Origin of the sequence: Neisseria elongata subsp. elongata (genome assembly GCF_900113545.1) — a bacterium.
In the GTDB taxonomy this organism is placed as follows: domain Bacteria; phylum Pseudomonadota; class Gammaproteobacteria; order Burkholderiales; family Neisseriaceae; genus Neisseria; species Neisseria elongata.
Genome location: NZ_FOPS01000004.1, coordinates 181,273 through 205,086, shown reverse-complemented (window position 1 = coordinate 205,086; position 23,814 = coordinate 181,273). Strand labels below are relative to the sequence as shown.

General features: G+C 58.5%; 27 protein-coding genes. 9 read left to right on the top strand and 18 right to left on the bottom strand.

What is annotated here, in order from left to right:
• Positions 1–69: 69 nt before the first annotated feature.
• The 13 genes from glcF to BM261_RS05740 form a co-directional block, all read right to left on the bottom strand.
• Positions 70–1,293 carry a glycolate oxidase subunit GlcF gene (glcF, locus tag BM261_RS05800; RefSeq protein WP_074896158.1) on the bottom strand — a complete coding sequence of 408 codons (1,224 nt, stop codon included), beginning with the start codon at positions 1,291–1,293 and terminating at the stop codon, positions 70–72.
• 97 nt (positions 1,294–1,390) lie between these two features.
• On the bottom strand, positions 1,391–2,119 hold the full coding sequence (gene pdxJ / locus BM261_RS05795) for a pyridoxine 5'-phosphate synthase (RefSeq protein ID WP_074896156.1): 729 nt from the start codon (positions 2,117–2,119) through the stop codon (positions 1,391–1,393).
• Between the two features lie 68 nt (positions 2,120–2,187).
• On the bottom strand, positions 2,188–3,423 hold the full coding sequence (locus BM261_RS05790; protein ID WP_074896153.1) for a DUF711 family protein: 1,236 nt from the start codon (positions 3,421–3,423) through the stop codon (positions 2,188–2,190).
• A 114-nt stretch (positions 3,424–3,537) separates the two neighbouring features.
• Positions 3,538–4,470, bottom strand: coding sequence for a ribosome biogenesis GTPase YlqF (ylqF, locus tag BM261_RS05785; RefSeq protein WP_070454391.1), 933 nt, complete (start codon positions 4,468–4,470; stop codon positions 3,538–3,540).
• 99 nt (positions 4,471–4,569) lie between these two features.
• Positions 4,570–5,418: an RNase adapter RapZ gene (rapZ, locus tag BM261_RS05780; RefSeq protein ID WP_074896150.1), complete on the bottom strand. Its 849-nt coding sequence runs from the start codon at positions 5,416–5,418 to the stop codon at positions 4,570–4,572.
• Positions 5,399–6,361, bottom strand: a complete 963-nt coding sequence (hprK, locus tag BM261_RS05775) for an HPr(Ser) kinase/phosphatase (protein WP_074896147.1) — start codon at positions 6,359–6,361, stop codon at positions 5,399–5,401. The genes rapZ and hprK overlap by 20 nt, the downstream gene beginning before the upstream one ends.
• Positions 6,361–6,810, bottom strand: coding sequence for a PTS IIA-like nitrogen regulatory protein PtsN (gene ptsN / locus BM261_RS05770; RefSeq protein ID WP_003771396.1), 450 nt, complete (start codon positions 6,808–6,810; stop codon positions 6,361–6,363). Before ptsN ends, hprK begins: the two co-directional genes overlap by 1 nt.
• A 144-nt stretch (positions 6,811–6,954) precedes the next feature.
• On the bottom strand, positions 6,955–7,359 hold the full coding sequence (locus BM261_RS05765; RefSeq protein WP_049250146.1) for a hypothetical protein: 405 nt from the start codon (positions 7,357–7,359) through the stop codon (positions 6,955–6,957).
• A 127-nt stretch (positions 7,360–7,486) separates the two neighbouring features.
• Entirely contained in the window at positions 7,487–8,440 is a 954-nt protein-coding gene (rfaE1, locus tag BM261_RS05760) for a D-glycero-beta-D-manno-heptose-7-phosphate kinase (protein WP_074896144.1), read from the bottom strand.
• 106 nt (positions 8,441–8,546) lie between these two features.
• A complete protein-coding gene (locus tag BM261_RS05755; protein ID WP_049250149.1) occupies positions 8,547–8,939 on the bottom strand; it encodes a DUF2185 domain-containing protein in 393 nt (130 codons plus the stop codon).
• 96 nt (positions 8,940–9,035) lie between these two features.
• A complete protein-coding gene (pyrF, locus tag BM261_RS05750; RefSeq protein WP_074896141.1) occupies positions 9,036–9,767 on the bottom strand; it encodes an orotidine-5'-phosphate decarboxylase in 732 nt (243 codons plus the stop codon).
• Positions 9,768–9,801: 34 nt separating this feature from the next.
• On the bottom strand, positions 9,802–10,614 hold the full coding sequence (locus BM261_RS05745; RefSeq protein WP_074896138.1) for a DUF1963 domain-containing protein: 813 nt from the start codon (positions 10,612–10,614) through the stop codon (positions 9,802–9,804).
• Positions 10,615–10,649: 35 nt separating this feature from the next.
• Complete coding sequence (locus tag BM261_RS05740; protein WP_074896136.1) at positions 10,650–11,621, bottom strand: bile acid:sodium symporter family protein; 972 nt, start codon at positions 11,619–11,621, stop codon at positions 10,650–10,652.
• Between the two features lie 137 nt (positions 11,622–11,758).
• Here BM261_RS05740 and BM261_RS05735 point away from each other — a divergent pair, with 137 nt between their 5' ends.
• A complete protein-coding gene (locus tag BM261_RS05735) occupies positions 11,759–12,046 on the top strand; it encodes a hypothetical protein (protein ID WP_074896133.1) in 288 nt (95 codons plus the stop codon).
• Positions 12,047–12,102: 56 nt separating this feature from the next.
• Here the strand turns inward: BM261_RS05735 and BM261_RS05730 are convergent, their stop codons facing one another.
• Positions 12,103–13,110 (bottom strand): asparaginase, encoded by a 1,008-nt coding sequence (locus BM261_RS05730; protein WP_074896261.1) that lies wholly within the window; start codon positions 13,108–13,110, stop codon positions 12,103–12,105.
• 91 nt (positions 13,111–13,201) lie between these two features.
• Between BM261_RS05730 and BM261_RS05725 the strand changes: the two genes are divergently transcribed.
• The 3 genes from BM261_RS05725 (at position 13,202) to BM261_RS05715 (ending at position 15,216) form a co-directional block, all read left to right on the top strand.
• Positions 13,202–14,122, top strand: a complete 921-nt coding sequence (locus BM261_RS05725) for a pseudouridine synthase (protein ID WP_074896130.1) — start codon at positions 13,202–13,204, stop codon at positions 14,120–14,122.
• A 117-nt stretch (positions 14,123–14,239) separates the two neighbouring features.
• Positions 14,240–14,980: a tRNA adenosine(34) deaminase TadA gene (tadA, locus tag BM261_RS05720; RefSeq protein ID WP_074896128.1), complete on the top strand. Its 741-nt coding sequence runs from the start codon at positions 14,240–14,242 to the stop codon at positions 14,978–14,980.
• Complete coding sequence (locus BM261_RS05715; protein WP_074896125.1) at positions 14,977–15,216, top strand: putative hemolysin; 240 nt, start codon at positions 14,977–14,979, stop codon at positions 15,214–15,216. The genes tadA and BM261_RS05715 overlap by 4 nt, the downstream gene beginning before the upstream one ends.
• A 69-nt stretch (positions 15,217–15,285) precedes the next feature.
• On the opposite strand, the gene BM261_RS05710 is transcribed toward BM261_RS05715, so the two are convergent.
• The 3 genes from BM261_RS05710 to BM261_RS05700 form a co-directional block, all read right to left on the bottom strand.
• A complete protein-coding gene (locus BM261_RS05710) occupies positions 15,286–15,723 on the bottom strand; it encodes an META domain-containing protein (RefSeq protein ID WP_074896122.1) in 438 nt (145 codons plus the stop codon).
• Between the two features lie 166 nt (positions 15,724–15,889).
• Positions 15,890–16,588, bottom strand: a complete 699-nt coding sequence (locus tag BM261_RS05705; RefSeq protein WP_074896120.1) for a hypothetical protein — start codon at positions 16,586–16,588, stop codon at positions 15,890–15,892.
• A 38-nt stretch (positions 16,589–16,626) separates the two neighbouring features.
• On the bottom strand, positions 16,627–16,965 hold the full coding sequence (locus BM261_RS05700) for a DUF4298 domain-containing protein (protein ID WP_083426654.1): 339 nt from the start codon (positions 16,963–16,965) through the stop codon (positions 16,627–16,629).
• 170 nt (positions 16,966–17,135) lie between these two features.
• On the opposite strand from BM261_RS05700, the gene ruvB reads away from it, so the two are divergent.
• The 5 genes from ruvB (at position 17,136) to BM261_RS05675 (ending at position 22,880) form a co-directional block, all read left to right on the top strand.
• On the top strand, positions 17,136–18,167 hold the full coding sequence (gene ruvB, locus BM261_RS05695) for a Holliday junction branch migration DNA helicase RuvB (RefSeq protein WP_074896118.1): 1,032 nt from the start codon (positions 17,136–17,138) through the stop codon (positions 18,165–18,167).
• A 26-nt stretch (positions 18,168–18,193) separates the two neighbouring features.
• Positions 18,194–18,856 (top strand): hypothetical protein, encoded by a 663-nt coding sequence (locus BM261_RS05690; protein WP_074896115.1) that lies wholly within the window; start codon positions 18,194–18,196, stop codon positions 18,854–18,856.
• Between the two features lie 93 nt (positions 18,857–18,949).
• Positions 18,950–20,026, top strand: a complete 1,077-nt coding sequence (prfA, locus tag BM261_RS05685) for a peptide chain release factor 1 (RefSeq protein WP_049250170.1) — start codon at positions 18,950–18,952, stop codon at positions 20,024–20,026.
• Positions 20,027–20,133: 107 nt separating this feature from the next.
• Positions 20,134–20,532: a hypothetical protein gene (locus BM261_RS05680; RefSeq protein ID WP_074896112.1), complete on the top strand. Its 399-nt coding sequence runs from the start codon at positions 20,134–20,136 to the stop codon at positions 20,530–20,532.
• Between the two features lie 92 nt (positions 20,533–20,624).
• The gene (locus tag BM261_RS05675; RefSeq protein WP_074896109.1) at positions 20,625–22,880 is read left to right on the top strand and encodes a DNA internalization-related competence protein ComEC/Rec2; all 2,256 of its coding nucleotides are present in this window, start codon (positions 20,625–20,627) and stop codon (positions 22,878–22,880) included.
• A gap of 87 nt (positions 22,881–22,967) precedes the next feature.
• Here BM261_RS05675 and BM261_RS05670 read toward each other — a convergent pair whose 3' ends face one another.
• Entirely contained in the window at positions 22,968–23,780 is an 813-nt protein-coding gene (locus BM261_RS05670) for a sulfite exporter TauE/SafE family protein (RefSeq protein WP_074896106.1), read from the bottom strand.
• Between the last annotated feature and the right edge of the window lie 34 nt (positions 23,781–23,814).

Sequence of the window (23,814 nt, the reverse complement as noted above, 5' to 3'; positions counted from 1 at the left end):
ACTCCATTTGGCAAACAAATACCGCCCGACGGCTTTCAGACGGCCTTTCTTTTCATTCCCGCGGTTTAATCAAGCCAGCAGTTCGTCCAGATATTCTATCCAGTGCCGCACGGGAGTTCTGCCGCCGCCCAGGTGGGCGATGCAGCCGATGTTGGCCGAAAGGATGATGTCGGGTTGCAATTCGTTTAGGGCGGTAAGTTTTTCGGTTTTCAGACGGCCTGCGGTTTGGGGCTGGAGCAGTGCGTAAGTGCCCGCTGCGCCGCAGCATTGGCCGGAATTTGCGGGCAGGTAGAGCGGGATATCTAGTTGGGCAAACAGGTTTTCCACGCTGCCCGATAGTTTTTGGCCGTATTGCTGGGTGCAGGGCGGGTGGTAGGCGATTTTTTCAGACGGCCTTTTGTGCATCATGGCATTCAGGCGGTGGCTTTCGTTGCCCAGGATTTCGACGATGTCTTTGGATAATGCGCTGATGCGGGCGGCCCTTTCGGCGTATGCGGGATCGTTTCGCAGGTGGTAGGCGTAGTCTTTGACGGTTACGCCGCAGCCGGAGGCGGTGGTTACGACGGCTTCTATGCCGTCGGGCAGCCAGGGTATCCAGGCTTCGATGTTGCGGCGCATGTCGTCCAGGCCGTCTGCTTTTGCGCCGTTGTGCAGGTTTACGGCTCCGCAGCAGCCGGCAAAATGGGAATAGTGGGTTTGGATGCCGAGCCTGTCCAATATGCGGGCGGCGGCGCGGTTGATGTTGGGCGAGAGGGCGGGTTGGACGCAGCCTTCGAGCATGAGGATTTGGCGCGGGTGTTCGTTGTCGGGCATGAAGCCTGCTTCCCGCTGAGGCAGGATTTTGTTTTTGAGTGCGTCGGGCAGCAGGGGGCGGCTGTGTTGTCCGATGCGGTAAAGGGGGGTGAAGAGTTGCGGGGCGGTAATCAGCCGCCGCAGTATGCCGCGTTGGAGTTTCTGCCACAGCGGCCTTTTGATGCGGCGTTCGGCTTCGTCGCGGCCGATTTCGGCCAGTTTGCCGTATTCGACTTTGGCGGGGCAGACGCTTTCGCAGGCGCGGCAGGTGAGGCAGTGGTCGAGGTAGCGGTGCAGGTTGCCGGCGGCGGGTGCTTCGTTTTCCAATAGTTGTTTGATTTGGTAGATGCGGCCGCGGGGTCCGTCGGCTTCGTTGCCGCTGAGGCGGTAGGTGGGGCAGACGGCGTTGCAGATGCCGCAGTGGACGCAGCGGCGGATGATTTCGTCGGCCGTTTGGCCTTCTGGCGTGTGGCGGATGGGGTCGGCAAGGTTGGTTTGCATGGTCTGCTGAGTGGGAATCGCGTTTTGTGCGGCGGTGTGGAGACCGTCTGAAAGGATATGATCGGCAAGGGTGTTTTCAGACGGCCTGTTTCGGTGTTCAGATGCTTAGTCGGGCGCGGAACATGGCTTCTTTCATTTGGACGATGGCGGCGGGCAGGCCGAGGAAGAGTGCCTGGGCGATGAGGGCGTGTCCGATGTTGAGTTCGGCTATCGGCAGGATTTTGGCTATCGGGGCGACGTTGTGGATGTTGAGGCCGTGCCCGGCATTGACGATGAGGCCGCGTTCGGAGGCGAAATACGCGCCTTCTTCGATTTGTGCGAGGCGTTGGCGGCGTTCGGCGGCATCGGCGGCATCGGCATAGGCACCGGTATGCAGTTCGACGGCGGGTGCGCCGATGTCTGCGGCGGCTTGGATTTGCGCTTCGTCGGCGTCGATGAAGAGGGAGACGCGGATGCCGGCTTCGCTGAGGATGCGGGTGAAATCGGCTGTTTTTTGCTGTTGCCCCAGTACGTCCAAGCCGCCTTCGGTGGTAACTTCCTGCCGTTTTTCGGGCACGATGCAGACTTCTTTCGGCCGCACGCGCAGGGCGTGTTCGAGCATTTCTTCGGTCAGTGCCATTTCGAGGTTGATGTGGGTGCGGACGGCGCGGGCGATTTGTGCGACGTCGTCGTCTTTGATGTGGCGGCGGTCTTCGCGCAGGTGCAGGGTGATGTAGTCAGCGCCGTGGGTTTCGGCCAGCAGGGCGGCTTCGAGAGGGGACGGGTAGCTTGTGCCGCGCGCGTTGCGCAGGGTGGCGACGTGGTCGATATTGACTCCTAAGAGCATGGTTGTTTCCTTTCTCGGTTTTCAGACGGCCTTCCGATGGTTGGAGGCCGTCTGAAAGGTTGGACGATTCAGCGTACGGGTAGGACGGCGCAGTTGCACAAATCCGCACTTTCAAAAGTGGTCCGCTCTCCGGCCTGCAAACCCGGAACGGGAAATACGCGCACGGTGAGCGGCTTATTCAAGCGGAAGGCCATTGTACCCGTGTCGCGCATGATGGCGGCGATTTTCGCTGCAGGTGTGTCTCCGGGAATGGGGACGGTATCCAGGCCGATGCCGCATACGCTGCTGTAAGTCAGCAAATCGTGTAATCCGAAGCGGGCATGATGGGTTGCTTCGGCCAAACCCTGGTCTTCGGTTACCGCCAGCATGAGGCCTGAAAAACCGACTGCACGGACATTGTGCAGTGATTTGAACACCCGGGTCAGCAAAGCCGACGCTTCCACCGTACCTGCGGCACCGAAATGCGGCACGCGCAACAGGCGGTAGAGTTCGACCATCGAAGTGCAGTTTTTCGACGGGGCGGCGGAGGTATCCATGCCTGCATATTGCCAGCCTGCCGAGAGCGGGGTTTCGGTAATGTATTGCTGCACCGCATCGACATGATGTTGCAGTGCTTCGCGCATGGCATTTAAGGCCGTCTGAAAATAAGCGGTGTGTTCTTCGGGAAGGTTGTTTAGGCGGCGCAAGGCGGCAGCCAGCAGGTCGGGGGTTTCCAAACCGACCACCAGGCAGTTTCCCTGCTCCCCCCTATGATAGCTTGCCGGAAAATAAGGTATCAGCGGGGAGCAGTTGAAATTGACGGTAAAGTTGAAATTGCCTTCGCCGCGCGGTGTGATGCGGCCGATTGTTCCGACGGCATCCACGCAGCGGAGGATGGTTTCGTTGTCGGGCAGGCAGTTTGTATCGGCATGGACATTGACACAGGCGTTGCAGAGGTCGCCATAATCTTTGATCAGTTCGGGCAAAAGGGCGATTTCGGCCGCCGTGCATGCTTCGCCGATTGCAAACCGTATGCGCAAACTGCTGTTTTGATTGATGCGCGTCAGAATATTGCGAATCCGTTCCAAACCGGCTTTTGAGGCCGCTATGTCCGATGTGTCGAGGTATTCGCCGAACGGATTGGACACTATGCGGATGGATTGCACCTGATAGCCGCCTCGGGCCAATGAGGCGGCCAAACGGTCGCATTGGCTTTTGGCTTCGGAAAGGATGCCCTCCCAGCTTGCGGCATCAGCCGGCAATACTGTAAAGGCCGTAATGGCGCGGACGCGGCACAATTCGGGAGACTGAAGTTCGGTGTGCATATGATTCCTTTTGTTTCTGGTTATACCGGATAGAACAAACGGTATGTTTTCGGATTAAGTTGGAGGCCGTCTGAAAAATATGGTGCGATTAAAGAAGATCGGCCTCCCCTGCTTTCAGACGGCCTTCCCTTTGCGCTCGGCCTTGCGGCGTTCGCGTTCGGCTTTTTGTTCGGCTTCGCGTCGTTGGGCGGCTTTGAGCCATTGTTCCCATTGGTTCGGGGTTTCCAAGGTGATGCGGCCGATGTGGCCGTCGCGGAAGTCGGTCAGGGTGTTTTCGGCCGCTTTTTGGTAATTGATGCGTCCGCCGCCCAGTAATGCACCGCGCCTGCGCCCTATCCATTCCAACCATTGTTCGTCACGCCAATGGCTGCTTTCGTTTTTGTCGGCCTGATAGCGTTCCTGCAACTGCGGCAGGTAGTGGCGGCGCAGGTAATCGATGAGTTCGAGGGCTACGGTTTCTTCATCCAGTGCGTTGCGGCCGACCGCGCCGCCGGCAGCCAGGTTGTAACCGCCCTCTTCCACGATGATTTTCGGCCACAGCATGCCGGGGGTGTCGTAGAGCCAGAAATCGTCGGCAAGGAACAGGCGTTGTTCGGCTTTGGTAATGCCGGGTTCGTTGCCGGTTTTGGCCGATTTTTTGCCCAGCATACCGTTAATCAGGGTGGATTTGCCTACGTTGGGAATGCCGCAAATCATGACACGTAGGGGTTTGTCCACGCCTTTGCGGTTCGGCACGAGGGCGCGGCAGGCGGCAATCAGCTTTTGTGCCGCCTGACGGTCGGAAGCGTCCAACGCGATGGCGTTGGTGTTCGGGCGGGACTGGAATTCGGCCAGCCACAGCGCGGTGCGCTCGGGGTCGGCCAAATCCTGTTTGTTGAGGATTTTCAGTTTGGGTTTGTCCGACGAGAGTTTGCCCAGCAAGGGGTTTTCGCTGGATGCGGGCATGCGCGCGTCCAGCACTTCTATCACCATATCGACGCTTTTGAGCCGTTCGATAATCGCTTTTTTGGCCTTGTGCATGTGGCCGGGATACCATTGGATTGCCATGTTTTTCGGTTCTCTGTTCTGAATATGGGAAAGGCCGTCTGAAAATGCCGGACGGCCTGTTTCAGACGGCCTCTGCGGTCTAATTATCCGCTACGCCGGTTACGCACCTAGGTTGAGCTGGCGGTGCCGTACCAGCACCTGATAATCCGGCCTGAAATGTTCCGCCAGCCGTTCGCAAACATAAACGGAGCGGTGCTGGCCGCCAGTGCAGCCGATGCCGACGGTAACGTAGCTGCGGCTTTCTTCCTGCATCCGCGGCAGCCAGCGGCCGATAAAGCGTTTGATGTCGCCCACCATTTCCTGCACCAGAGGCTGGCCGTCGAGATACTGCCGAATAGGCTCTTCCGTACCGTTGAACGGCCGCAGGGCGGTGTCGTAATAAGGATTGGGCAGGCTGCGCATATCAAACAGGAAATCGATGTCGGTCGGCACGCCGTATTTAAAGCCGAAAGACTCAAACACCACCAACAGGCCTTCGCGCTCTACCTTCAGCCATTGCTGCACGGCATAACGAAGCTGCTGGGAATTCATCGACGAACTGTCGATGCAGTATGCCTTTTCGCGCAGCGGTACCAACATCTCCCGCTCTTGCCGCAGGCTCTCCTGCAGGGATTGCGTCAGTCCGGCCAGCGGATGGCTGCGGCGGGTTTCGGAAAACCGGCGCATCAATACGGCTTCGTCCGACTCCAAAAACAGCAGTTCCACACTGTGCCCCTGCCGGCGCAGATAGGCAAGCTGCTTGTCGATTTCGCTGATGCTCGGGCGGGAACGGATGTCCACGCTGACGGCCAAGTGCTCGACGTCTGCCCGCAAAATGTGATGCCGCACCAAATCGGGCATCATTTCCATAGGCATATTGTCGATGCAGTAGTAGCCGACATCTTCCAACAGGCGCAGTGCCACCGACTTGCCCGAACCGGACAGGCCGCTAATCAGGATGATTTTCATGCCTGACCTCTTGCTCTTTCATAATACTTTGATGCCGTTCTAAAAATTCCTTCATGCTGTCTTTTCCGCGCAGCTGGAGGATATAGTTCCGTACCGCCACTTCCACCAGAACCGCCAAGTTGCGGCCTGCAGCCACGGGGAGGGTAACGGAGCGGACATTGACGTTTAGGATGGATTCGGTTTCGCTGCGGATGCTCAAACGGTCGATTTGTTTCATGTAATCGTCGTCAGCCGCCACCAGATTGATGATGAGGTTGAGGGATTTCTTCGGACGGATGGACGTTTCACCGAAAATATGGCGGATATTGAGGATGCCCAAGCCGCGCACTTCGAGAAAGTCGCGCAGCATCGGCGGACAACGGCCTTCCAAAAGTTCCGGCGCGGTGCGGTGCAGTTCCACCGCATCATCGGCCACCAGGCTGTGCCCGCGCGAAATCAGCTCCAAAGCCAATTCGCTTTTACCCAAGCCCGACTGCCCAGTCAAAAGGACGCCGATTTCGAATACATCGAGGAATACGCCGTGCTTAACCGTAGAAACCGCCAAAGTGCGTTGCAGATAAATCCGCAGCACATCCATCAGATACGGGCTTTCCAGCTTGGAAGTCAGCAGCGGGACGCTGTGGGTATGGCAATAGTCGCGCAAACTCTTCGGCACGGGCAAGTCGTTTGCCACGATGGCCAGCGACATCGGCAACTCGAAAAGCTGGTCGAAACTGTAGGCCAAATCGCCGCTTTCCATACGGCTGAGATAATCGACTTCGGCCACACCCAAAACCTGAACCTGATTGGGGTGGATAAAATTCAAATGGCCGACCAAAGCCAAAACCGGCTTGTCGGCCTCTACTCCGATACGGTTGTCGGCACCCGCCGCGCCTGCCGCCCAAGCCAATTGGAGTTTGTGCTGATTGTCCTGATAGAGGCTGCGTACGGAGATGCTCGGCATTATTCCTCCGTCAGAATCCGTAGGATTCCGGCAGCATCGGCAGCCTGCATCAGCTGTTCGCGCACGCCTTTGTCTGAAAATTTTCCTGCGAGTTTGGATAAGACTTCCAAATGCGTGCCTGCGGCATTTTCGGGAACCAGCAATACCATAACCAGTGAAACGGGTTTGCCGTCGGGCGCATCAAAAGGAATCGGCTCTTTGCTGCGGATAAAGACACCGACCGCCTTTTTCAATGAAGCCAATCGGCCGTGCGGTACGGCCACACCGTGCCCCAAGCCGGTGGAACCGAGTTTTTCGCGGGCAAACAGGCAGTCGAAGACTTCGGAACGGGCAACACCCGCTTCGTTTTCCAACAACAGTCCGGCTTGCTCGAACAGGCGTTTTTTACTGCTGACTTCCAAATCCAGCAGGATGTGTGAAGACGGTAAAATTTCACCAATCAGACTCATAATATTTCTTTACAAAAATAAAACGCCGCCGATTGTACCGCCTGACGGCGGCAATCTCAATCGGAGGCGGGTGTTGTACACAACAGGCGGCAAAGCGATGCCCGGGCCGTCTGAAACATTTCCGAAACGCGCCTTAGCCAGGCACTATTTCCCCAACCATCGGCTAAACCAGCTTTTGCCTTTATTGTTTATATTTTCCGACACTTTATGCTCGAACGGCCCGGCGGCAAACACAGTTACGCCGTTGTAGTATTCGCGCAGCCACATATTGCTGAAATCTTCGCCGATACCGCGCACATAAAAGCGTATAAACGGAAATTGCCGCGCGATTTCGTCAAACAAGCCGATGACCGTTGCCGCATCCAAGCCGTTGAAAGCGAAAGAAAAAGGCTCATCTACTACAGTTTCGAGGTCCATCACGGCGTGACGGCTGGCATTTTTGTCCGCCAACCATACGGCGGCCACAGCCTGCACGGCAGTCATGTCGAGTTTTTTACGGCTTTGACTGTCGTCCCAATTGAATTCCAAGCGGGTCATGCTTACTGGCATTTGACTGTATTCCCTTAAAATATTTGTTAATGTGTCCGCAACTGCAGCATCTTTTTTGCCGCCGGCCGATACTTCGGGCAGGTAGCCGCAATGATGCAACAAAAAAATACTTGATTATTACGTTACTTTACAATGATTGCGCCAATTCGTCAAACGAACACACGGCCGTACCGAGTTTGCCCACCACCACGCCGGCGGCGGCGTTTGCCAGCTGCATGGCTTCGGGAAAATCCAATCCTGCCGCCATTGCCAACCCCATGCCGGCAATCACGGTATCGCCCGCGCCGGAAACATCGAACACTTCCCGCGCCTGTGTCGGCTGGTGGTGCGGTTCGCCGTCGCGGAACAAGGTCATGCCTTCTTCGCTGCGCGTCAGGAGCAGTGCCTGCAAATCCAAATTGCGCCGCAACGCGCGGGCTTTTTCCTGCAAATCGGCTTCGTTTTTCCAGCTGCCGGTAACTTGGCGCAGTTCGGCACGGTTGGGGGTAAGCAGGGTTGCGCCGGTATATTTGGCGTAGTCGTCCCCTTTCGGGTCGATTAAGACCGGTTTTCCCGCCTGCCGCGCCCATTCGATAAAGGAAACCACATGGGTCAGCCCGCCTTTGCCGTAATCCGACAGGATGACGACGTCGCATTCGGCCAACAGTTCGCGGAAGCGGTTTTTCACTCCGTTCAATACTTCGTGTGTCGGCGCGTCTTCAAAATCCAGCCTGATCAGCTGCTGGTTGCGTGCCACGACGCGCAGTTTGACGGTGGTAGCGATGTTTTGGTCGCGTATCAACACTGTTTCAACCCCATGCTCCGCCATCAGTTCATTCAGGCAGTCGCCCGCTTCGTCGTCTCCGATGACGGACAGCAATACGGCCTGCCCGCCCAGTGCGGCCACGTTGCGCGCCACATTGGCCGCTCCGCCCGCGCGGTGTTCGGTTTTTTCGATTTTGGCCACGGGGACGGGGGCTTCGGGCGAGATGCGCGATACGTCGCCGAACCAATAGCGGTCGAGCATCACGTCGCCGACAACCAGGACTTTGGCTTGCACGAAACGGGGCTTAAGGGTTTCTTGTTGGAACTTGGTGGGCATTTTGCGCACTCCAAAATTAAGTTATTTTTTGTGTGTGAAAACTTCAATGTATTCTCAAAGCACTCACCTAGCAGATTTACTGCTTAAAAATAAATCTGATTTTTTATTATTCTTCAAAATCTAAAGGAGACCAATCGGTAACAGGTGAAAAGCAATCCTCTCCTTCTTTTTTTTCAAAAACGCTACCTATATCCGCCCAAAACAGCTCCCCAACATCTGCTTGATAATGAGTGAGCCGTGTCAAACTATGAAAGGTAAAATTCTCAGGGTTATTCGAGTATTCATCATCTTCTGTTCCAGAAAATACTCGCCATCCGCTATCAAATGGTAAATCCCCTTGATGTTCCCGATACATAAATTTAATAGGAAGCCCCTCTTCGACAATTTTATGCGACACAATCGCATACCATCCAACAGGGGTATCCTTTACAAGCAAATCATCTTCCGGAAATGCATCATAATCAAAAATATTGCTCACATCTGAACCACGTTGAGACATCGAATAACTTCCTTTCTAAACTAAAATTTTTTGGCTATTTATCTATCGTATCAAAGTAAGGCAGTTTTCTTTGAACGGCATCAAAATTGTTAATGTTTAAGCATTCGCCACGCGGTTCACTTCGCGCAATACGGCTAGCGGATCGGCGGCTTGGGTTACAGGGCGGCCCATCACCAAATAAGTCGAACCTGCCGCCAAGGCTTCGGCGGGCGTCATGATGCGGCGTTGGTCGTCGCTGTTGCCTGCGGTATCCAAGCGGATGCCGGGCGTTACCAAGACAAAATCGGAGCCGAGCGCGCCGCGCAAGGGGGCGGCTTCGTGCGCGGAGCAGACCACGCCGTCCAAGCCCGAATCCTGTGCCAGCCGCGCCAGCCGCAACACTTGCTCCTCAATCGGCACATCCACGCCCGTTTCGGCCAAGTCGGCCTGCTCCATGCTGGTCAGCACGGTAACGCCGATTAAAAGCGGCTTGTCCGGACAGTTTGCCACCGCTTCCGCAGCAGCCTCCATCATGCGGCGGCCGCCCGACGCATGCATATCCACCATCCAAACGCCCATTTCCGCAGCGGCTTTGCAGGCCTTGGCCACAGTGTTGGGGATGTCGTGGTATTTCAGGTCGAGGAAAAGTTGGTAGCCCTGATGGATTAAATTTTCCACCAGCCTGCGGCCTGTGGCGGTAAACAGCTCTTTGCCGATTTTCAGACGGCACAGGGAGGGGTCAAGACGGCGGACGAATTGAATGGTCGATGCCTCATCGGCAAAATCCAGCGCGACAATCACCGGCTTGCGGCTGTCGGATAAGGCGGAATCGGTAATCAGGGGGTTCATGGGGTTTCCTTTGTCGGGCGGTTTTCAGACGGCCTCAATAAAAATCGTAATACAGCGACCATTCGCCGTTTTCGGGATTGCGGGAAAACATCAGGCTGCCGCTGTCGATAACGTTGAAACAAGCCTTGCTGTCGCTGGAAATCTGAAACATAAATTCAAAATGATCATGCATCAGCAGGCGGCCTTTGGCATTTTCGCAAATGCCCGACTGGCAGAAAGACGGATAACCGCCGAACTTATGGCGGTAGTCGTGTTCGGTGCCGATGTCGTCGTAATAGCTCAAGCAGTTTGCTTCGTCGTCATCGTCTTCAAAGTCGCAGATTTCATCTTCCAAATGTCCATCCAAGCCTCCGCCGTCCCAGATGGGGAAATCCCGTTCAAGGAAGACAGGTTTGAGCGGAAAGGGCTTTGGCGAACCGTTCGGATCGGCGGGATATTCATAACGGACGAGTTCGTCATCGGCGGTGTATTCCCGAATCAGCCAGCCCTTGCCGTGCCGTCCGATATGTTCCAAGAACACCATGTCCCCGCGTTTTAATTCGAATTCTTCCAATTTGGGGATTTCTTCGCCGATAAACACGGTCAGCCAGGTAATATGGCTCAGTTGTTCGGGCACATAGGGCAAATCGGGCAGGTAAAACTGCGCCAGCGGATAAAGCGGCCTGCCCTCACTATCAACAACCGGCCGCGCTTCTTCCGGTTTGCACAAAAACACACGGCCTATCCAGTTTTCTCGCTCATCTCCCGCCGGTCGGAAACCGCCTGTTTCAAACGCCGTGCAGGGGCGGGCGATTTTCTGCCGCAGCTCACTGATTTTCTCGGAAATAAAAGGGCTTTTTCCGCTCATTGTCCTATGCTCCCTGTCGGTATGGAAATACTTTTTCAGACGGCCTGTTTATCCTGCCCCTCCTGCTCGTGCCGTTCCTCCTTGGCGGCCTTTGCCGCCCAATAGGAAGCCAGCAGCGAACCGGAAATATTGTGCCACACGCTGAATATCGCGCCCGGCACGGCGGCAATCGGATCGAAATATTTCATCGCCAAACCGGCGGCCAGGCCGGAATTCTGCATCCCGACTTCGATGGCCAGCGTTTTTTGCGCGTCGTAAGGCAGTTTGATGAACTTGGCGGCGAAAAAGCCCAGCAGGTAGCCGATGCAGTTGTGCAGCATCACCACACCGAAAATCAGCCCGCCCGCCTCGGCGATTTTGGTGCGGTTCAAAGCCACCACCGCGCCGATAATCAGGGCAATCGACACGACGGACACCAGCGGCAATACGCCTTCCACCGCCTTGGTTTGCCGGTGCAGGAAAAGGTTGCACAGTACGCCCAGCACAATCGGCAGCATGACGATTTTCAAAATATCCATCAGCATGGCGGAAGCGGAAATGTCCAGCCACTGATGCGCCAGCAGATAAAAAATGGCGGGGGTCAGCACCGGCGCGAGCAGTGTGGAAACCGACGTTACCGCCACCGACAATGCGACGTTGCCCCGCGCGAGGAAGGTCATCACGTTCGAAGCCGTCCCGCCCGGGCATGCGCCGACCAAAATCACGCCGGCCGCAATCGCGGGCGGCAGTTGCAGCGTAACGGCCAAAACATAAGCCGTCAGCGGCATAATGACGAACTGCGCCACCACGCCCGCCAGCACGGATTTCGGATGCTGCCCCAAAATTTTGAAGTCCGACGGGCTGAGCGTCAGCCCCATGCCGAACATAATCACGCCCAGAAGCCAGGTGATATAAGGCTTGAGCCAAACAAAGGCTTCGGGCAGGGAATAGGCCGCCACGGCGGTCAGTGCCGCCCACAGGGCGAAGGTTTTACCGAAAAAATCGCTGATGGTTTTAAGTGCGTTCATATTTGTTGAGGAAGTGTCTGTGTGCGAAAGCACGCAAGGATACGTTAATTCATGTGTAAAGAAAAGGCCGGCTGAAAGTTGGCGGCGGGTGCTTTCGGCTATAATCGCGCTTTTGTTTTTTCAGACGGCCTATCCAGATGAATAAGGAACTGCTCGGACTGTTTTTCCTGCCTGCGGGCGTTTTTTCGATGTGCGGCGCGGCTTTGTGGCAGATGTATGTGGTGATGAACGAAAGCTATACCCTCAACCGCTTTAAAGACCGGCAATTGGTGTGGGCGGTTGCGGCGATGTTTTTCAGCTTCAGCCTCGCCGTTTACTGGCTGTGCCCGAACGCGCGTAAAAAAGGGATTGTGTTTGCCGTTTTGGGTTTCGGCGGACTGTTGATGTACGCGCTGGCCAAGATGTGGCTGCCCTGGAAACATTAAAGTCCCGATATTTTTTCAGACGGCCTCAAACCATGAAGAGGCCGTCTGAAAACGTTTCAGGCATCCGTCAAACCCAGCGCGGCCAGTTCGGCGCGCAGCCGGTCTGCCGTCCAGGCGTTGCCTGCCGCCAGCGTCAGCAGCACGCTTGCCGTTTCGAGGTTGCATTTGCCGCCGCCGACCACACCCGCCTGCCGCAGCGCGTCGCCTTGGGCGTAAACCGCCGCCGCGCACCCCTGCGGCACCTGGCTGATGTTGAGAAGCAGGCCGCCGCGCGAGGTGAAGCTGCGGACGGCATCGATAAAACCGTCGTCCGAAGGGGCGTTACCGTGGCCGTAGCTTTGCAGTATCGCGGCATCCTCCCCGCCCTGGCGCAAGGCGGCGGCGATGTGGCGGGCGGAACCGCCGGGAATCAGGGTGTGGCAGGACACGGACACGGCGGGGTTTATCCGCTCCGCGCGCAATCCGCCCGACGGCTTTTCAGACGGCCTCAAACCGTCCCGCAGGCTTATCCGCCCTTCCGCTTCCGACCATTGCGCCAACGCGCCGAAATGCGGGTTGGCAAAACCGTCGGCCGTTTCCGTGCTGACCTTGCTGCTGCCGACGGCGGGGAACAGTTTGCCGTCAAAGGCGATGACGCACTGCGGCAGGCCGAGGCGGAGGGCGGCGGCGGCCGTCGCCAGATTGCGCGGCGCGTCGCTGCCCGGCGCGCCGAACGGCCATTGCGAACCGGTCAGCACCAGCGGTTTGTCCAAACCGTGCAGCGCGAGGGCGAACAGATTGGCCGTGTAGGCCAGCGTATCCGTGCCGTGCAGCACCAGCACACCGTCGTATTGCGGGATTTTTTCCGCCAGCAGGGCCAGCCACTCGCGCCAGTTTTCCAGCGTTACGGCGGACGAATCAATCAGCGAAGCACAAATGTGCCAATCGAAAGAGAGGCCGTCTGAAAACGGCAGCAAGGCCTTTTCCGCCAATGCCGCATCCGGCCTCAAGCCCCGGCCGCTTTGAACCATGCCGATGGTGCCTCCCGTATAGAGGACGAAAATCCGCCGTTTTTCCTGACTCATCCCTGCCGCTCCTGTGCCGAAACCGTTATCAAAAACGGCGCGGATTGTAGCAGCAAAACAGGCCGTCTGAAATTCGGTTACAATGGCGGCCATGAAAAAAAACGCCCCGCTGCCGCTGATAGACGGCATCAAACCGAGCTACCTCCACCTGCCGTGCGACAAAAAACTGCACGGCACTTTGCTGCTCGACTTCCTCTGCCGCCGCTTCCCCTACATCGGCCGCGAAATCTGGGCGGGCAGGCTTTCAGACGGCCACATCTTCGACGAAGCCGGCACGCCGCTGGCCGCCGACGCCGCATTCCGCCCCGGCGGCACGGTTTACTACTACCGCGAAGCCATCGCCGCCGAAGAAGAACCCGTGCCGTTTCAAGAACACATCCTGCACATCGACGAACACCTGATTGTGGCCGACAAACCGCACTTCCTACCCGTCATCCCCGGCGGCCGCTTCCTGCGCGAAACCCTGCTCACCCGCCTGCGGCTGCGCCCCGAACTGCAACACCTGAATCCCGAAAACTTTACTCCGCTGCACAGGCTGGACAAAGACACGGCGGGCGTCATCCTGTTTGCCCACCGCCCCGAAAGCCGCCGCGCCTACCAAACCCTGTTCCAAAGCCGCGCGGTGGAAAAAACCTACGAAGCCCTCGCCCCCACCCGCACCGACCTTGCCTACCCGCTGCACGTCCGTTCGCGGCTCGAACGCGGCGAACCGTTCTACCTCACGCGGCAGGCCGAAGGCGAAGCGAACAGCCATACCATCATCGAACTGGCGGAAAACAGGGGCGGCCACAGCCTCTATCGCCTCCGGCCAGTCAGCGGCAAAAAACACCAGCTCCGCGTCCACATGGCCGCGCTCGACATGCCGCTGCTGAACGACCCGCTCTACTCCGACCCGCAGCCCGCAGACTGCACCGACTACGCCCGCCCGCTGAAACTCCTCGCCCGCGCGATAGAGTTTACCGACCCCTTCAGCGGCATCAAAAGGCGGTTTGAAAGCACAAGGGCGTTATGAGGCCGTCTGAAACCGCCGTTTGCCCCGTCCCTTTTTACTGCAAACCCTTTTTCAGACGGCCCGAACATCCATCCGAACCTCCGCCCGAGGCCGTCTGAAAACACACACCGACACATCATGCTCACCACCCCGCCCTTCGCCCCGTCCACCCTCCAAGCCCTGCACCGCCTCGGCATCCGCAGCCAGGAAGAACTGCGGCAAATGGGCGCGGTCAAAACCTTTCTGCTGTTGAAAGCATCGGGCCGCACACCGACCCGCAGCGTCCTGTGGCAGCTTGCCGCCGCCTGCCTCGGCTGCGACGTTATGCAACTGTCCGACACGGACAAAACCGCGCTGCTCGCCGCCGTCAAAAACCACCCGCCCGTCTCCCTGCCGCCGCCTGCCGGAGAGGCCGAACGCTTTATGCGGCTTGCCCTGCATCAGGCCGAAGCGGCGGCAGCGGCCGGCGAAGTGCCCGTCGGCGCGGTGGTGGTGCGCAACGGCGAAGTGTTATCGACGGCGCACAACCGCTGCGTCGCCGACTGCGACATCGGCGGCCATGCCGAACTGCGTGCCTTGGCCGAAGCGGGCCGGAAGACAGGCAGCTACCGCCTCGACAGCTGCGACGTTTACATCACCCTCGAACCCTGCGCCATGTGCGCCTCCGCCCTGATACAGGCACGGGTGGCGCGCGTGGTCTACGGTGCGGCCGAACCGAAAAGCGGTGCGGCGGGCAGCATCGTCGATCTGTTTTCAGACGGCCGTCTGAACAAACACACCGCCGTGTTCAGCGGCATTCTGGCCGAAGACTGCCAAGCGGTTTTACAGCATTTTTTCCGGCAACGCCGGAGCAGCAAACCCGAAAAGGAAAATCCATGAAACATCTCGCCCTTTTACTTTCAACCGCCGCCCTCGCCGCCTGTTCCGCCGACAAGGCCGGACAAGAAAGCCCGGCGGTCGGCACGGCCAACCCCGCCTCCGAATTCTGCATCAAACAGGGCGGAAAATCGAAAATCAAAACAGACAAAAACGGTGCCGAATACGGCGTCTGCCACCTGCCCGACGGCAGCGTGGTGGAAGAGTGGGCATATTTCCGCAGCCATCACGGACAGTAAAAACAAAAAAGCCGCCAAACCCAATCCGTTTGGCGGCTTTTTCAGACGGCCTCTAGGCCGTCTGAAGCCTTATTCGGCGGTTTCGGCGGCAGACCGCGCGTCCTTCGCCTCTTTCACCGCCAGAATCCGCACCTTGCCGTGTCTGTCGGATAAAGCCAGCTCCGCCCCGGCAGGCGTTTCGCGCAACCGATAACGGCGGACGGCGGACAGCGCGCCCGACAGTTTTTCTTCCGCCGTCATCACTTCCGGCTCGCAGGCTTTCAAGGTGGTAACGGCCTGGGAAATATTCAGACGGCCTTTCCTGACGCGGTATCCGGCCGACAACATATTGCATCCCGCATCGGCATGCAGGCGCGATGACGCGCGGTCGAAAACCAATGTGCCCGATGCAGATTTGCCGTCAACCCCCGTTATCCGCCAGCGGCCTTCCGGCACGCCGGACGGCGCGGCAAAAGACGGTGCGGACACGGCCAGCAAGGCGGCAGCCAATATTGCGCTATGCTTCATTTCAGAAACTCCTTTCACTCATTACACAGAAAAATTACGACACGGCGGCATCATCCCTTGCCCGAAGGGCAAAATGCGGCAGAAGCCAAAAAACCGACTCAAACAACGGCGATACATTGCCGCCGCGTTTGAACAAACCTACCGCCTTTTATCATGAATTTATTTTTCAATACAATTCCGTCCGATAGCCGAACTGTCCGATGACGTCGCAACTTTTCGCTTCGCTTCGGCATTTTTTTAACAGCGATTTAAATTCGGGCTGTTGTTGGGAAAACGGGGTGCTGTTGTCGCCGCGTGCGAGCCAATAAAGTGTGTACGTACTGTCTGTCAGCCTGCCGCGAATCACGGCAATCAGGTTTTCTTCCAGCCGTTCCCCTTCCTTCACGATTTTGCAATCGCTTTTTTTGCCGTATTTGCGGAGGGTTTTGTCCATTTCCTTGTGGGTAAAGCCGCCCAGTTTCAGATTGAGGGCTTTATCGATACAGGAAGCCAAAGCAAATTCTTTGGTGGAAGCCAGCATGGGGTTGGCATGTAGGTTTGGCTGCAACTGCGCCCACGATACCGCGGACACGCCTACAGCCCCTGTGGACGGACTGAAGGCCACGGCAATATCACTTTGACCGGCCAAATCCTGCCGCGCCCGGACAGTCGCTTTTTCAAACGCATACGGGTCATACTGCTGCTGCCGCTGCTGGCCGAGTGATTGCTCCTGCTGCATCCGGCCTTGAAATTGCTGCATTTCCATAGACTGCCGCTGTTGGTTGATACAGTTTTGGTAATTCGGCAGGTTGGGCGAACAGGCGAGTGTACTCATGCCTGACGACAACAGAATCAAACATAAGACGGTTTGGGTGGTTTTTTTCATATATCTCTCCGGTTATGCCGCTTTCAGACGGCCTGTATTCAGAAACAGCGGTTTGCGGGATCGAGGCTTTGCATGGCCAGCCTCATCCATTGCCAGGCCAATTCGTATTGTTCGCCGAAAGCGTTGTACAGCGCGTCTTCGCTCAAAACGCGGTATTCCCCCTCCGTGCGCTCGTCGAGTTCGAGGCCGTCTTCTACGGCCTGATTGAATGCCATGTATTCTTTGGCGTAAAAGGCATCCAGTTCGGCCATCAGCCCCGCCGCCTGCCGCCATTCCTCCTGTGCCGCTTCCAGCTTGGGCTGCAGCTCCAGCCAGCGTCGGTAGCAGCTTTGGATATGGTCGAGGCGGCTTTGCATTTGTTCTGCGGACAATTCCATCACAATCTCCCGAAATCAAAAAGAAGGATTTTACGCGTTTTTCACTTATTAGGCCGTCTGAAAGGCATTTCCCCCACAGCGGCTTCGTTTTGGCCCCGCAGAAACTCCGCCTCCCATCGTCGGCTCCGTTTTCAGGTATCATACGCCCTTTGCCCGACCGAACCTTTCCCATGCTGCACACCGACAACCTCACCGCCGCCAAACCGGAACGCATTATCAGCGCGCAATCCCTGTCATCCCAAGAAGAACAGCTCGAACGCGCGCTGCGCCCGAAGCTGCTTGCCGACTACATCGGCCAGCACAAGGCCAAAGAACAACTTGAAATCTTTATCCAAGCAGCCAAAAAACGCGGCGAAGCACTCGACCACACGCTGCTTTTCGGCCCGCCGGGCTTGGGCAAAACCACGTTGGCCAACATCATCGCCAAAGAATTGGGCGTAAACCTGCGCCAAACCAGCGGCCCGGTGCTGGAACGCGCGGGCGATTTGGCCGCGCTCCTGACCAACCTCGAACCGCACGACGTATTGTTCATCGACGAAATCCACCGCCTCAGCCCTGTGGTGGAAGAAATCCTGTATCCCGCTTTGGAAGACTACCAGCTCGACATCATGATAGGCGAAGGCCCGGCCGCCCGCTCGGTGAAAATCGACCTGCCACCGTTCACGCTGGTCGGCGCGACCACCCGCGCAGGTATGCTGACCAATCCGCTGCGCGACCGTTTCGGCATCGTCGCCCGTTTGGAGTTTTACAACCATGCCGATTTGGCCACCATCGTCCGCCGTTCGGCCCATCTTTTACAGCTGGACATGGACGAATCGGGCGCGATGGAAGTGGCCAAACGCAGCAGGGGCACGCCGCGCATCGCCAACCGCCTACTGCGCCGCGTGCGCGATTACGCCGAAGTGAAGGGCGACGGCAGCATCAGCGCGAAAACCGCCGATGCCGCGCTGTCGATGCTGGACGTGGACGCAGTCGGCCTGGACGTGATGGACAGGAAATTCCTCGAAGCGGTGCTGCACAAGTTCGGCGGCGGGCCGGTCGGCTTGGAAAACATCGCCGCCGCCATCGGCGAATCCACCGACACCATCGAAGACGTTATCGAACCCTACCTGATCCAGCAGGGTTTCCTGCAACGCACGCCGCGCGGCCGCATGGCCACCGAAATCAGCTACCTGCATTTCGGCCTGCCGGTAGAGAAGTAACCGCACGACCACGATAAGGAAATGCCATGAAATACCTATATTCCCTGATGGCCTGCGCCATACTGGCCGCCTGTTCTTTCGAAGCCGATGAAACCACCCGCACCGACAACAGCGCGGCCGTCAAATCAGCCGCCGACGCGCAGGCGAAACAGGCCGTCCATCCCGACAATCCGTCGCCCTACGGCCTGACCATGGGCAAAGCCACGGTGGCCGACGCGCTGAAAAAGCATCCGCAGCTTGCCAAGGCGGGTTCCAGCACCATAGGCTACGGCAACGGCACGCCCGTGCCGATGAACAATGCCTACTCGATGCCTGACGCGGACGGTTCGATTATCGTTTTCCAATTCGACGATACGCACGACACGTTGCAAAACATCATGCTGATACCGTCTAAAAAAACGTTCCCCCAAGCGAAAAAGGAATTCGACGCCCTCTATCCGCCCTACCCGCGCCTGAGCCGCGAAGAATTCGAAGCCCTCGCCCCGCAGGGCGCGGATTTCGAGCATCAGGAAAACTGGTTCGCGCAACACAAATCCGACATCGCCTTCTACAAACAGGGCGACACGCTGATTTTGGCCGCCGTCAGCGCGGCATCGCCGAAGGAAAGCGTCGTGATGTACCGCAACAGCAGCTACATCCCCGTATTGAAGGAAAAAGCGGCAGAAATCACCACCCGCAAACAGCCCTAATCGGCAACACGGAAAAACAATCGGTTATAATCCGCGCCAATCCGTAACAGGCCGTCTGAAAACCTTTCAGACGGCCTTCAAAGAAAGACCTACATGAAACCCACCATCATCGAAAAATTACAACAACTGTCCGACCGTTTGGAAGAAGTAACCGCCCTGCTCGGCTCGCCCGAAGCGACTTCCGACATGGACAACTACCGTAAGCTCACACGCGAACACGCCGAAATCACCCCCGTCGTCGAAACCTTCCACCAATACATGCAGGCACAAAACGACATGGCCGAAGCGCAGGAAATGCTGTCCGACCCCGAAATGAAAGACTTTGCCGCCGAAGAAATCGAAGCGGCAAAAGCCAAAATCGACACGCTCGATACCGAACTGCAAAAACTGCTGCTGCCCAAAGATGCCGACGACGACAAAAACATCTTCATCGAAGTGCGCGCCGGAACGGGCGGCGACGAAGCCGCACTGTTTGCAGGCGATTTACTGCGCATGTACAGCCGCTACGCCGAGCGCAACCGCTGGCAGGTCGAAATCGTTTCCGCCAACGAAAGCGAGTTGGGCGGCTATAAAGAAGTCATCGCTCGTATCGTCGGTTTGGGCGCGTACAGCCGTCTGAAATTCGAATCGGGCGGCCACCGCGTACAGCGCGTTCCCGCCACCGAAAGCCAAGGCCGTATCCATACTTCCGCCTGTACCGTTGCCGTCATGCCCGAAGCGGACGAACTCGAAGACATCGAGCTGAACCCCGCCGACCTTCGCATCGACACCTTCCGCGCATCCGGCGCGGGCGGTCAGCACATCAACAAAACCGACTCCGCCGTCCGCATCACCCACCTGCCCACCGGCATGGTGGTCGAATGCCAAGACGGCCGCAGCCAACACGCCAACAAGGCGCAGGCGATGAAAGTCCTCGCCGCCCGCCTGAACGACGCGCAAAAACGCGAAGCCCAAGCCAAAGAAGCCGCCGAACGCAAATCCCTCATCGGCAGCGGCGACCGCAGCGAGCGCATCCGCACCTACAACTACCCGCAAGGCCGCGTGACCGACCACCGCATCAACCTTACCCTGCACAAGCTGGATTTTGTGATGGACGGCGATTTGGAAGAAATCACCAACGCCCTGATTGCCGAACATCAGGCAGAGCTACTGGCGGCAATGGGCGATTGATGCCGAACGAATCGGTTTCCTTTCAGACGGCCTTGTATGGCGGACGGCCGAACGCCGAATGCCATCGTTGTGTCAGGAAGGCAGCCCAAGCCGGACGCTTTTGAAAAATGAAAAAAATCCTTCTGTTTTTCGCCCTTTTCAATGTCGCTGCGGGCTGGTATTTTCTGCGGCAGCCTGCCTCCCTGCCCCTGATGCGGGCAGCAGACGGCAGCCGGATATATCCGCAATCGGCGGGCAGCGGCGATTTGCACCTGCTCTCCTTTGCCTTCTTGGGGTTTTCGTTTGCCGCATTGATGCAGCTTTTCCCGCGCAATATTGCGGCGGCGGCATATGCCATCAATCTGGCGGTATTATGGGCGGCTTGCGCCCTGGTCTCGCTCGATACCGGCCTTTGGGCAGCCGCGGAATCCGGCTATCCGCAGCCCCTGCTGGCGGTCGTTGCGGCAAGCCTGCCCGCGCTGTTAGCCCTGTTTGCCATTTTGAAACGGACACCGGCTCAGCGTTGATGTCCGACACGCTCCTTTCCAATCGAAATCAGGCCGTCTGAAAGCACAGCGTGTGCTTTTCATTTTCAGACGGCCTCCATACGGAAAACCCGATGCCGATTTATCTGCCGTCCGCCTTTTGTGCGGGCGTTTTGCTATCGTTTGCCCTGCCTGGCGCACCGCCGTTTTGGCTGTTTGCGGTATGGGCGGCGTGTGCCGTGCCGATACTGCGCCGTTTTCCGCGCACGGCGGTTTTCGTGCTGCTGACGTGCGCGGGGACGGCATACGGCGTATGGCGGACGGAACAGGCTTTGGCCGCCCGCTGGCCGTTGGAACGGCAGGGCGAAACGGTGGAAATGACGGTGAGGGCGGCCGGTTTGGCGCAGGACGACGGGCGGCGGGTGCGCTTGGAAGCCGAAGCGGAAACGGCCGGCGGGCGGCGTTACCGCGTGCAGTTATCCGACTATCGACGGCGCGAATGGCCGGCCGGCAGCGTGTGGCGGCTGAAGCTGAAAATGCGCCCGCCTATCGGTGAGGAAAACATCGGTGGTTTCAGCCGCGAGGCGTGGGCTTTGGCCAACGGCATAGACGCATTAGCAACGGCCGGGGCGGAACGGCAGCTGCTGGCCGACAGGGAAAACGGTTTTTCAGACGGCCTCCTGCGCCTGCGCGGACACATCCGCTCAAGCTGGCAGCGGCTGCCGCCCGAAGTGGCCGACGGCGCGGCCTTGATGCGCGCGCTCTCCATCGGCGAGCAGGATGCGCTGTCGGGCGGCTGGTGGCAGGTGTTCCGCCCATTGGGGCTGAACCATTTGATCAGCGTGTCCGGCCTGCATGTCGGCATGGTGGCCCTGCTGGCCGCCTGGCTGATGAAACGCCTGCTGCTCGTTTTGCCCGCCGCGCCGGGGCGGCCGCGCGTTTGGATGCTGGCGGCGGGTGCGGCGGCGGCTTTGGTTTACAGCGGCTTGGCCGGATTTGCCGTCCCCACCCTGCGCTCGATGCTGATGATTGCCTCCGTTGCGGCAGCCTGGAGTCTGGGCGGCACGGCTTCGGCCTGGCGCGGCTGGTGGGCGGCGCTGGCCCTGATTTTGCTGCTCGACCCGTCGGCCGCATTGGCGGCAGGCAGCTGGCTGTCGTTCGGGCTGGTGGCCGCGCTCTTGTGGGCGGACTCCTGCCGCACGGGCGACGGCAAGGCATGGTGGGTTTCGGCCTTGCGCGGGCAATGGGCGGCCACATTGGCCTCCCTCCCGGCGGTGGGTTTTCTGTTTTCCGCCCTGCCGCCCGCCAGTCCGTTGGCCAATGCCGCGGCGATTCCGTGGTTTTCCTGGCTGCTGGTGCCGCTGGCACTGACGGCCTCCCTCTTTCCGTTCTACCCCCTTCAATACGCGGCGGCCTGGCTAGGACAGCATACTTTGCACGTTTTGGCCGCGATGGCGGAATTCGCGCCGGAATGGGGGTTGGCCGCCGCACCGTGGCCGCTGCTGCTGTCGGCACTGGCGGCGGTGGCCGTTTGGCTGCTGCCGCGCGGTGCGGCATTGCGCCCGTGGGCGGCCGTCGTTTTGGCCGGTTTCCTGTTATACCGCCCCGCCCCGCCAACGGAAGGCCGTCTGAAAATGGTTGTGCTGGATGTCGGGCAAGGCTTGGCGGTGTATTTTCAGACGGCCTCCCATCACCTGTTGTTCGATACCGGCACGGCGGGCGCGGCACAGATGCAAACCCTTCCCGCCCTGCGCGCGCACGGCGTGCGCCACCTCGATGCCCTGCTGCTGTCCCACCACGATACCGACCACGACGGCGGCGCACCGCTGATTGCCCGCGCGCTCAAGCCCCGCGAAATTCTGGTCGGACAACCCGAATTTTACGGCGGCTTAGGCATGATTCAGGTGCAAAACTGCCACACCGGCCGGCAATGGGAATGGGACGGCGTGCATTTTGAACTCCTCGCCGTCGAAGGCGAAGCCACAGACGACAACGCTCGAAGCTGCGTCCTGCGCGCCGTGGCGGGCGGCACGGCGTTTATCGTAACCGGCGACCTCGACATCAAAGGAGAACGCAAACTGCTGGAACGTTACGGCCAAAGCCTGTACAGTCAAGCCTTGGTGTTGGGGCACCACGGCAGCAGCGGCTCGTCGTCGGGCGCATTCCTCAACGCCGTCTCCCCCGACTTCGCCATCGCCTCCAGCGGCTTCGGCAACAGCTACCGCCACCCGACCGCCGAAGTGCAAAACCGCGTCCGCGCACACGGCATCCGCCTGCTCCGCACCGACCGCCAAGGCGCATGGCTGCTCGAATCCGACGGCCAAACCGTTACCGCGCGCCAGTGGCGGCCGAAACGGTTTTACTGGCAATGGAAACCGCTGGACGATTGAATGACACGGCAAAAGGCCGTCTGAAAAGCTGTTTCCGGCTTTTCAGACGGCCTTTTTACCGCCAACCTCCGATACCGGGCGGCACGGCTACGACTGTACAATCTTCCACGCCATCCGCAGCGCAATCAGCAACAGCAGGATGCCGAAACCCTTTTTCAGCTTATCGGCAGGCAGCTTGTGGGAAAGGCGCACGCCCAAAGGCGCGGACAGCAAAGTGGCTGCGGCCAGAATGCCCACCGCAGGCAGATAGACGAAACCCGCCGAACCTTCAGGCAGACCGCCCTGATTCCAGCCCGCCCAGGCATAACCCAACGTACCCGCCGCCGCAATCGGCCAGCCCAAAGCGGCCGAAGTGCCGACGGCGCGGTGAACCGGCACATTGCAGAAAGTCAAATAAGGCACGGTCAGCGAACCGCCGCCGATACCGATCCAGCTCGATAACAGGCCGAACAGCCCACCCATACCGAACAAGCCGCCCCTGCCGGGCAACTGCCGCTCAGGCGTAGGCTTGATGCCCAACAACGCACGCACGGCGAGAATGGCGATAAACAGCGTGAAAAAAACCTGCAGGCCCTTGTTCGGCAAATATTGCGCCACCAACGCCCCTGCCGCCACACCGCACAGCACCCCGGGCACCATCGCGCGCAGCACGTCCATATCCACCGCCTGCCGCTTATACTGCGCCCTCGCGCTGGCAAACGACGTGAACACCATCACGGCGAACGACGTGCCGATGGCGATATGCTGGGCGTATTGAAAGTTTTCCGCACCCTGCATCTGCAAAATCCACAGCACCAGCGGTACCAAAATCGTGCCGCCGCCGACGCCGAACATCCCCGCAATCACACCCGCCGCCGCCCCGACCGCCAGCATGGCGGCCACCATCTCAAACGACCACATATTCTTCCTTTACGCTTAGCCTTATTCTCAAAAC

Coding starts and splice junctions, on each gene's coding strand:
- glcF (WP_074896158.1), bottom strand. CDS start 1,293: ATGCAAACCAACCTTGCCGACCCCATCCGCCACACGCCAGAAGGCCAA.
- pdxJ (WP_074896156.1), bottom strand. CDS start 2,119: ATGCTCTTAGGAGTCAATATCGACCACGTCGCCACCCTGCGCAACGCG.
- BM261_RS05790 (WP_074896153.1), bottom strand. CDS start 3,423: ATGCACACCGAACTTCAGTCTCCCGAATTGTGCCGCGTCCGCGCCATT.
- ylqF (WP_070454391.1), bottom strand. CDS start 4,470: ATGGCAATCCAATGGTATCCCGGCCACATGCACAAGGCCAAAAAAGCG.
- rapZ (WP_074896150.1), bottom strand. CDS start 5,418: ATGAAAATCATCCTGATTAGCGGCCTGTCCGGTTCGGGCAAGTCGGTG.
- hprK (WP_074896147.1), bottom strand. CDS start 6,361: ATGCCGAGCATCTCCGTACGCAGCCTCTATCAGGACAATCAGCACAAA.
- ptsN (WP_003771396.1), bottom strand. CDS start 6,810: ATGAGTCTGATTGGTGAAATTTTACCGTCTTCACACATCCTGCTGGAT.
- BM261_RS05765 (WP_049250146.1), bottom strand. CDS start 7,359: ATGCCAGTAAGCATGACCCGCTTGGAATTCAATTGGGACGACAGTCAA.
- rfaE1 (WP_074896144.1), bottom strand. CDS start 8,440: ATGCCCACCAAGTTCCAACAAGAAACCCTTAAGCCCCGTTTCGTGCAA.
- BM261_RS05755 (WP_049250149.1), bottom strand. CDS start 8,939: ATGTCTCAACGTGGTTCAGATGTGAGCAATATTTTTGATTATGATGCA.
- pyrF (WP_074896141.1), bottom strand. CDS start 9,767: ATGAACCCCCTGATTACCGATTCCGCCTTATCCGACAGCCGCAAGCCG.
- BM261_RS05745 (WP_074896138.1), bottom strand. CDS start 10,614: ATGAGCGGAAAAAGCCCTTTTATTTCCGAGAAAATCAGTGAGCTGCGG.
- BM261_RS05740 (WP_074896136.1), bottom strand. CDS start 11,621: ATGAACGCACTTAAAACCATCAGCGATTTTTTCGGTAAAACCTTCGCC.
- BM261_RS05735 (WP_074896133.1), top strand. CDS start 11,759: ATGAATAAGGAACTGCTCGGACTGTTTTTCCTGCCTGCGGGCGTTTTT.
- BM261_RS05730 (WP_074896261.1), bottom strand. CDS start 13,110: ATGAGTCAGGAAAAACGGCGGATTTTCGTCCTCTATACGGGAGGCACC.
- BM261_RS05725 (WP_074896130.1), top strand. CDS start 13,202: ATGAAAAAAAACGCCCCGCTGCCGCTGATAGACGGCATCAAACCGAGC.
- tadA (WP_074896128.1), top strand. CDS start 14,240: ATGCTCACCACCCCGCCCTTCGCCCCGTCCACCCTCCAAGCCCTGCAC.
- BM261_RS05715 (WP_074896125.1), top strand. CDS start 14,977: ATGAAACATCTCGCCCTTTTACTTTCAACCGCCGCCCTCGCCGCCTGT.
- BM261_RS05710 (WP_074896122.1), bottom strand. CDS start 15,723: ATGAAGCATAGCGCAATATTGGCTGCCGCCTTGCTGGCCGTGTCCGCA.
- BM261_RS05705 (WP_074896120.1), bottom strand. CDS start 16,588: ATGAAAAAAACCACCCAAACCGTCTTATGTTTGATTCTGTTGTCGTCA.
- BM261_RS05700 (WP_083426654.1), bottom strand. CDS start 16,965: ATGGAATTGTCCGCAGAACAAATGCAAAGCCGCCTCGACCATATCCAA.
- ruvB (WP_074896118.1), top strand. CDS start 17,136: ATGCTGCACACCGACAACCTCACCGCCGCCAAACCGGAACGCATTATC.
- BM261_RS05690 (WP_074896115.1), top strand. CDS start 18,194: ATGAAATACCTATATTCCCTGATGGCCTGCGCCATACTGGCCGCCTGT.
- prfA (WP_049250170.1), top strand. CDS start 18,950: ATGAAACCCACCATCATCGAAAAATTACAACAACTGTCCGACCGTTTG.
- BM261_RS05680 (WP_074896112.1), top strand. CDS start 20,134: ATGAAAAAAATCCTTCTGTTTTTCGCCCTTTTCAATGTCGCTGCGGGC.
- BM261_RS05675 (WP_074896109.1), top strand. CDS start 20,625: ATGCCGATTTATCTGCCGTCCGCCTTTTGTGCGGGCGTTTTGCTATCG.
- BM261_RS05670 (WP_074896106.1), bottom strand. CDS start 23,780: ATGTGGTCGTTTGAGATGGTGGCCGCCATGCTGGCGGTCGGGGCGGCG.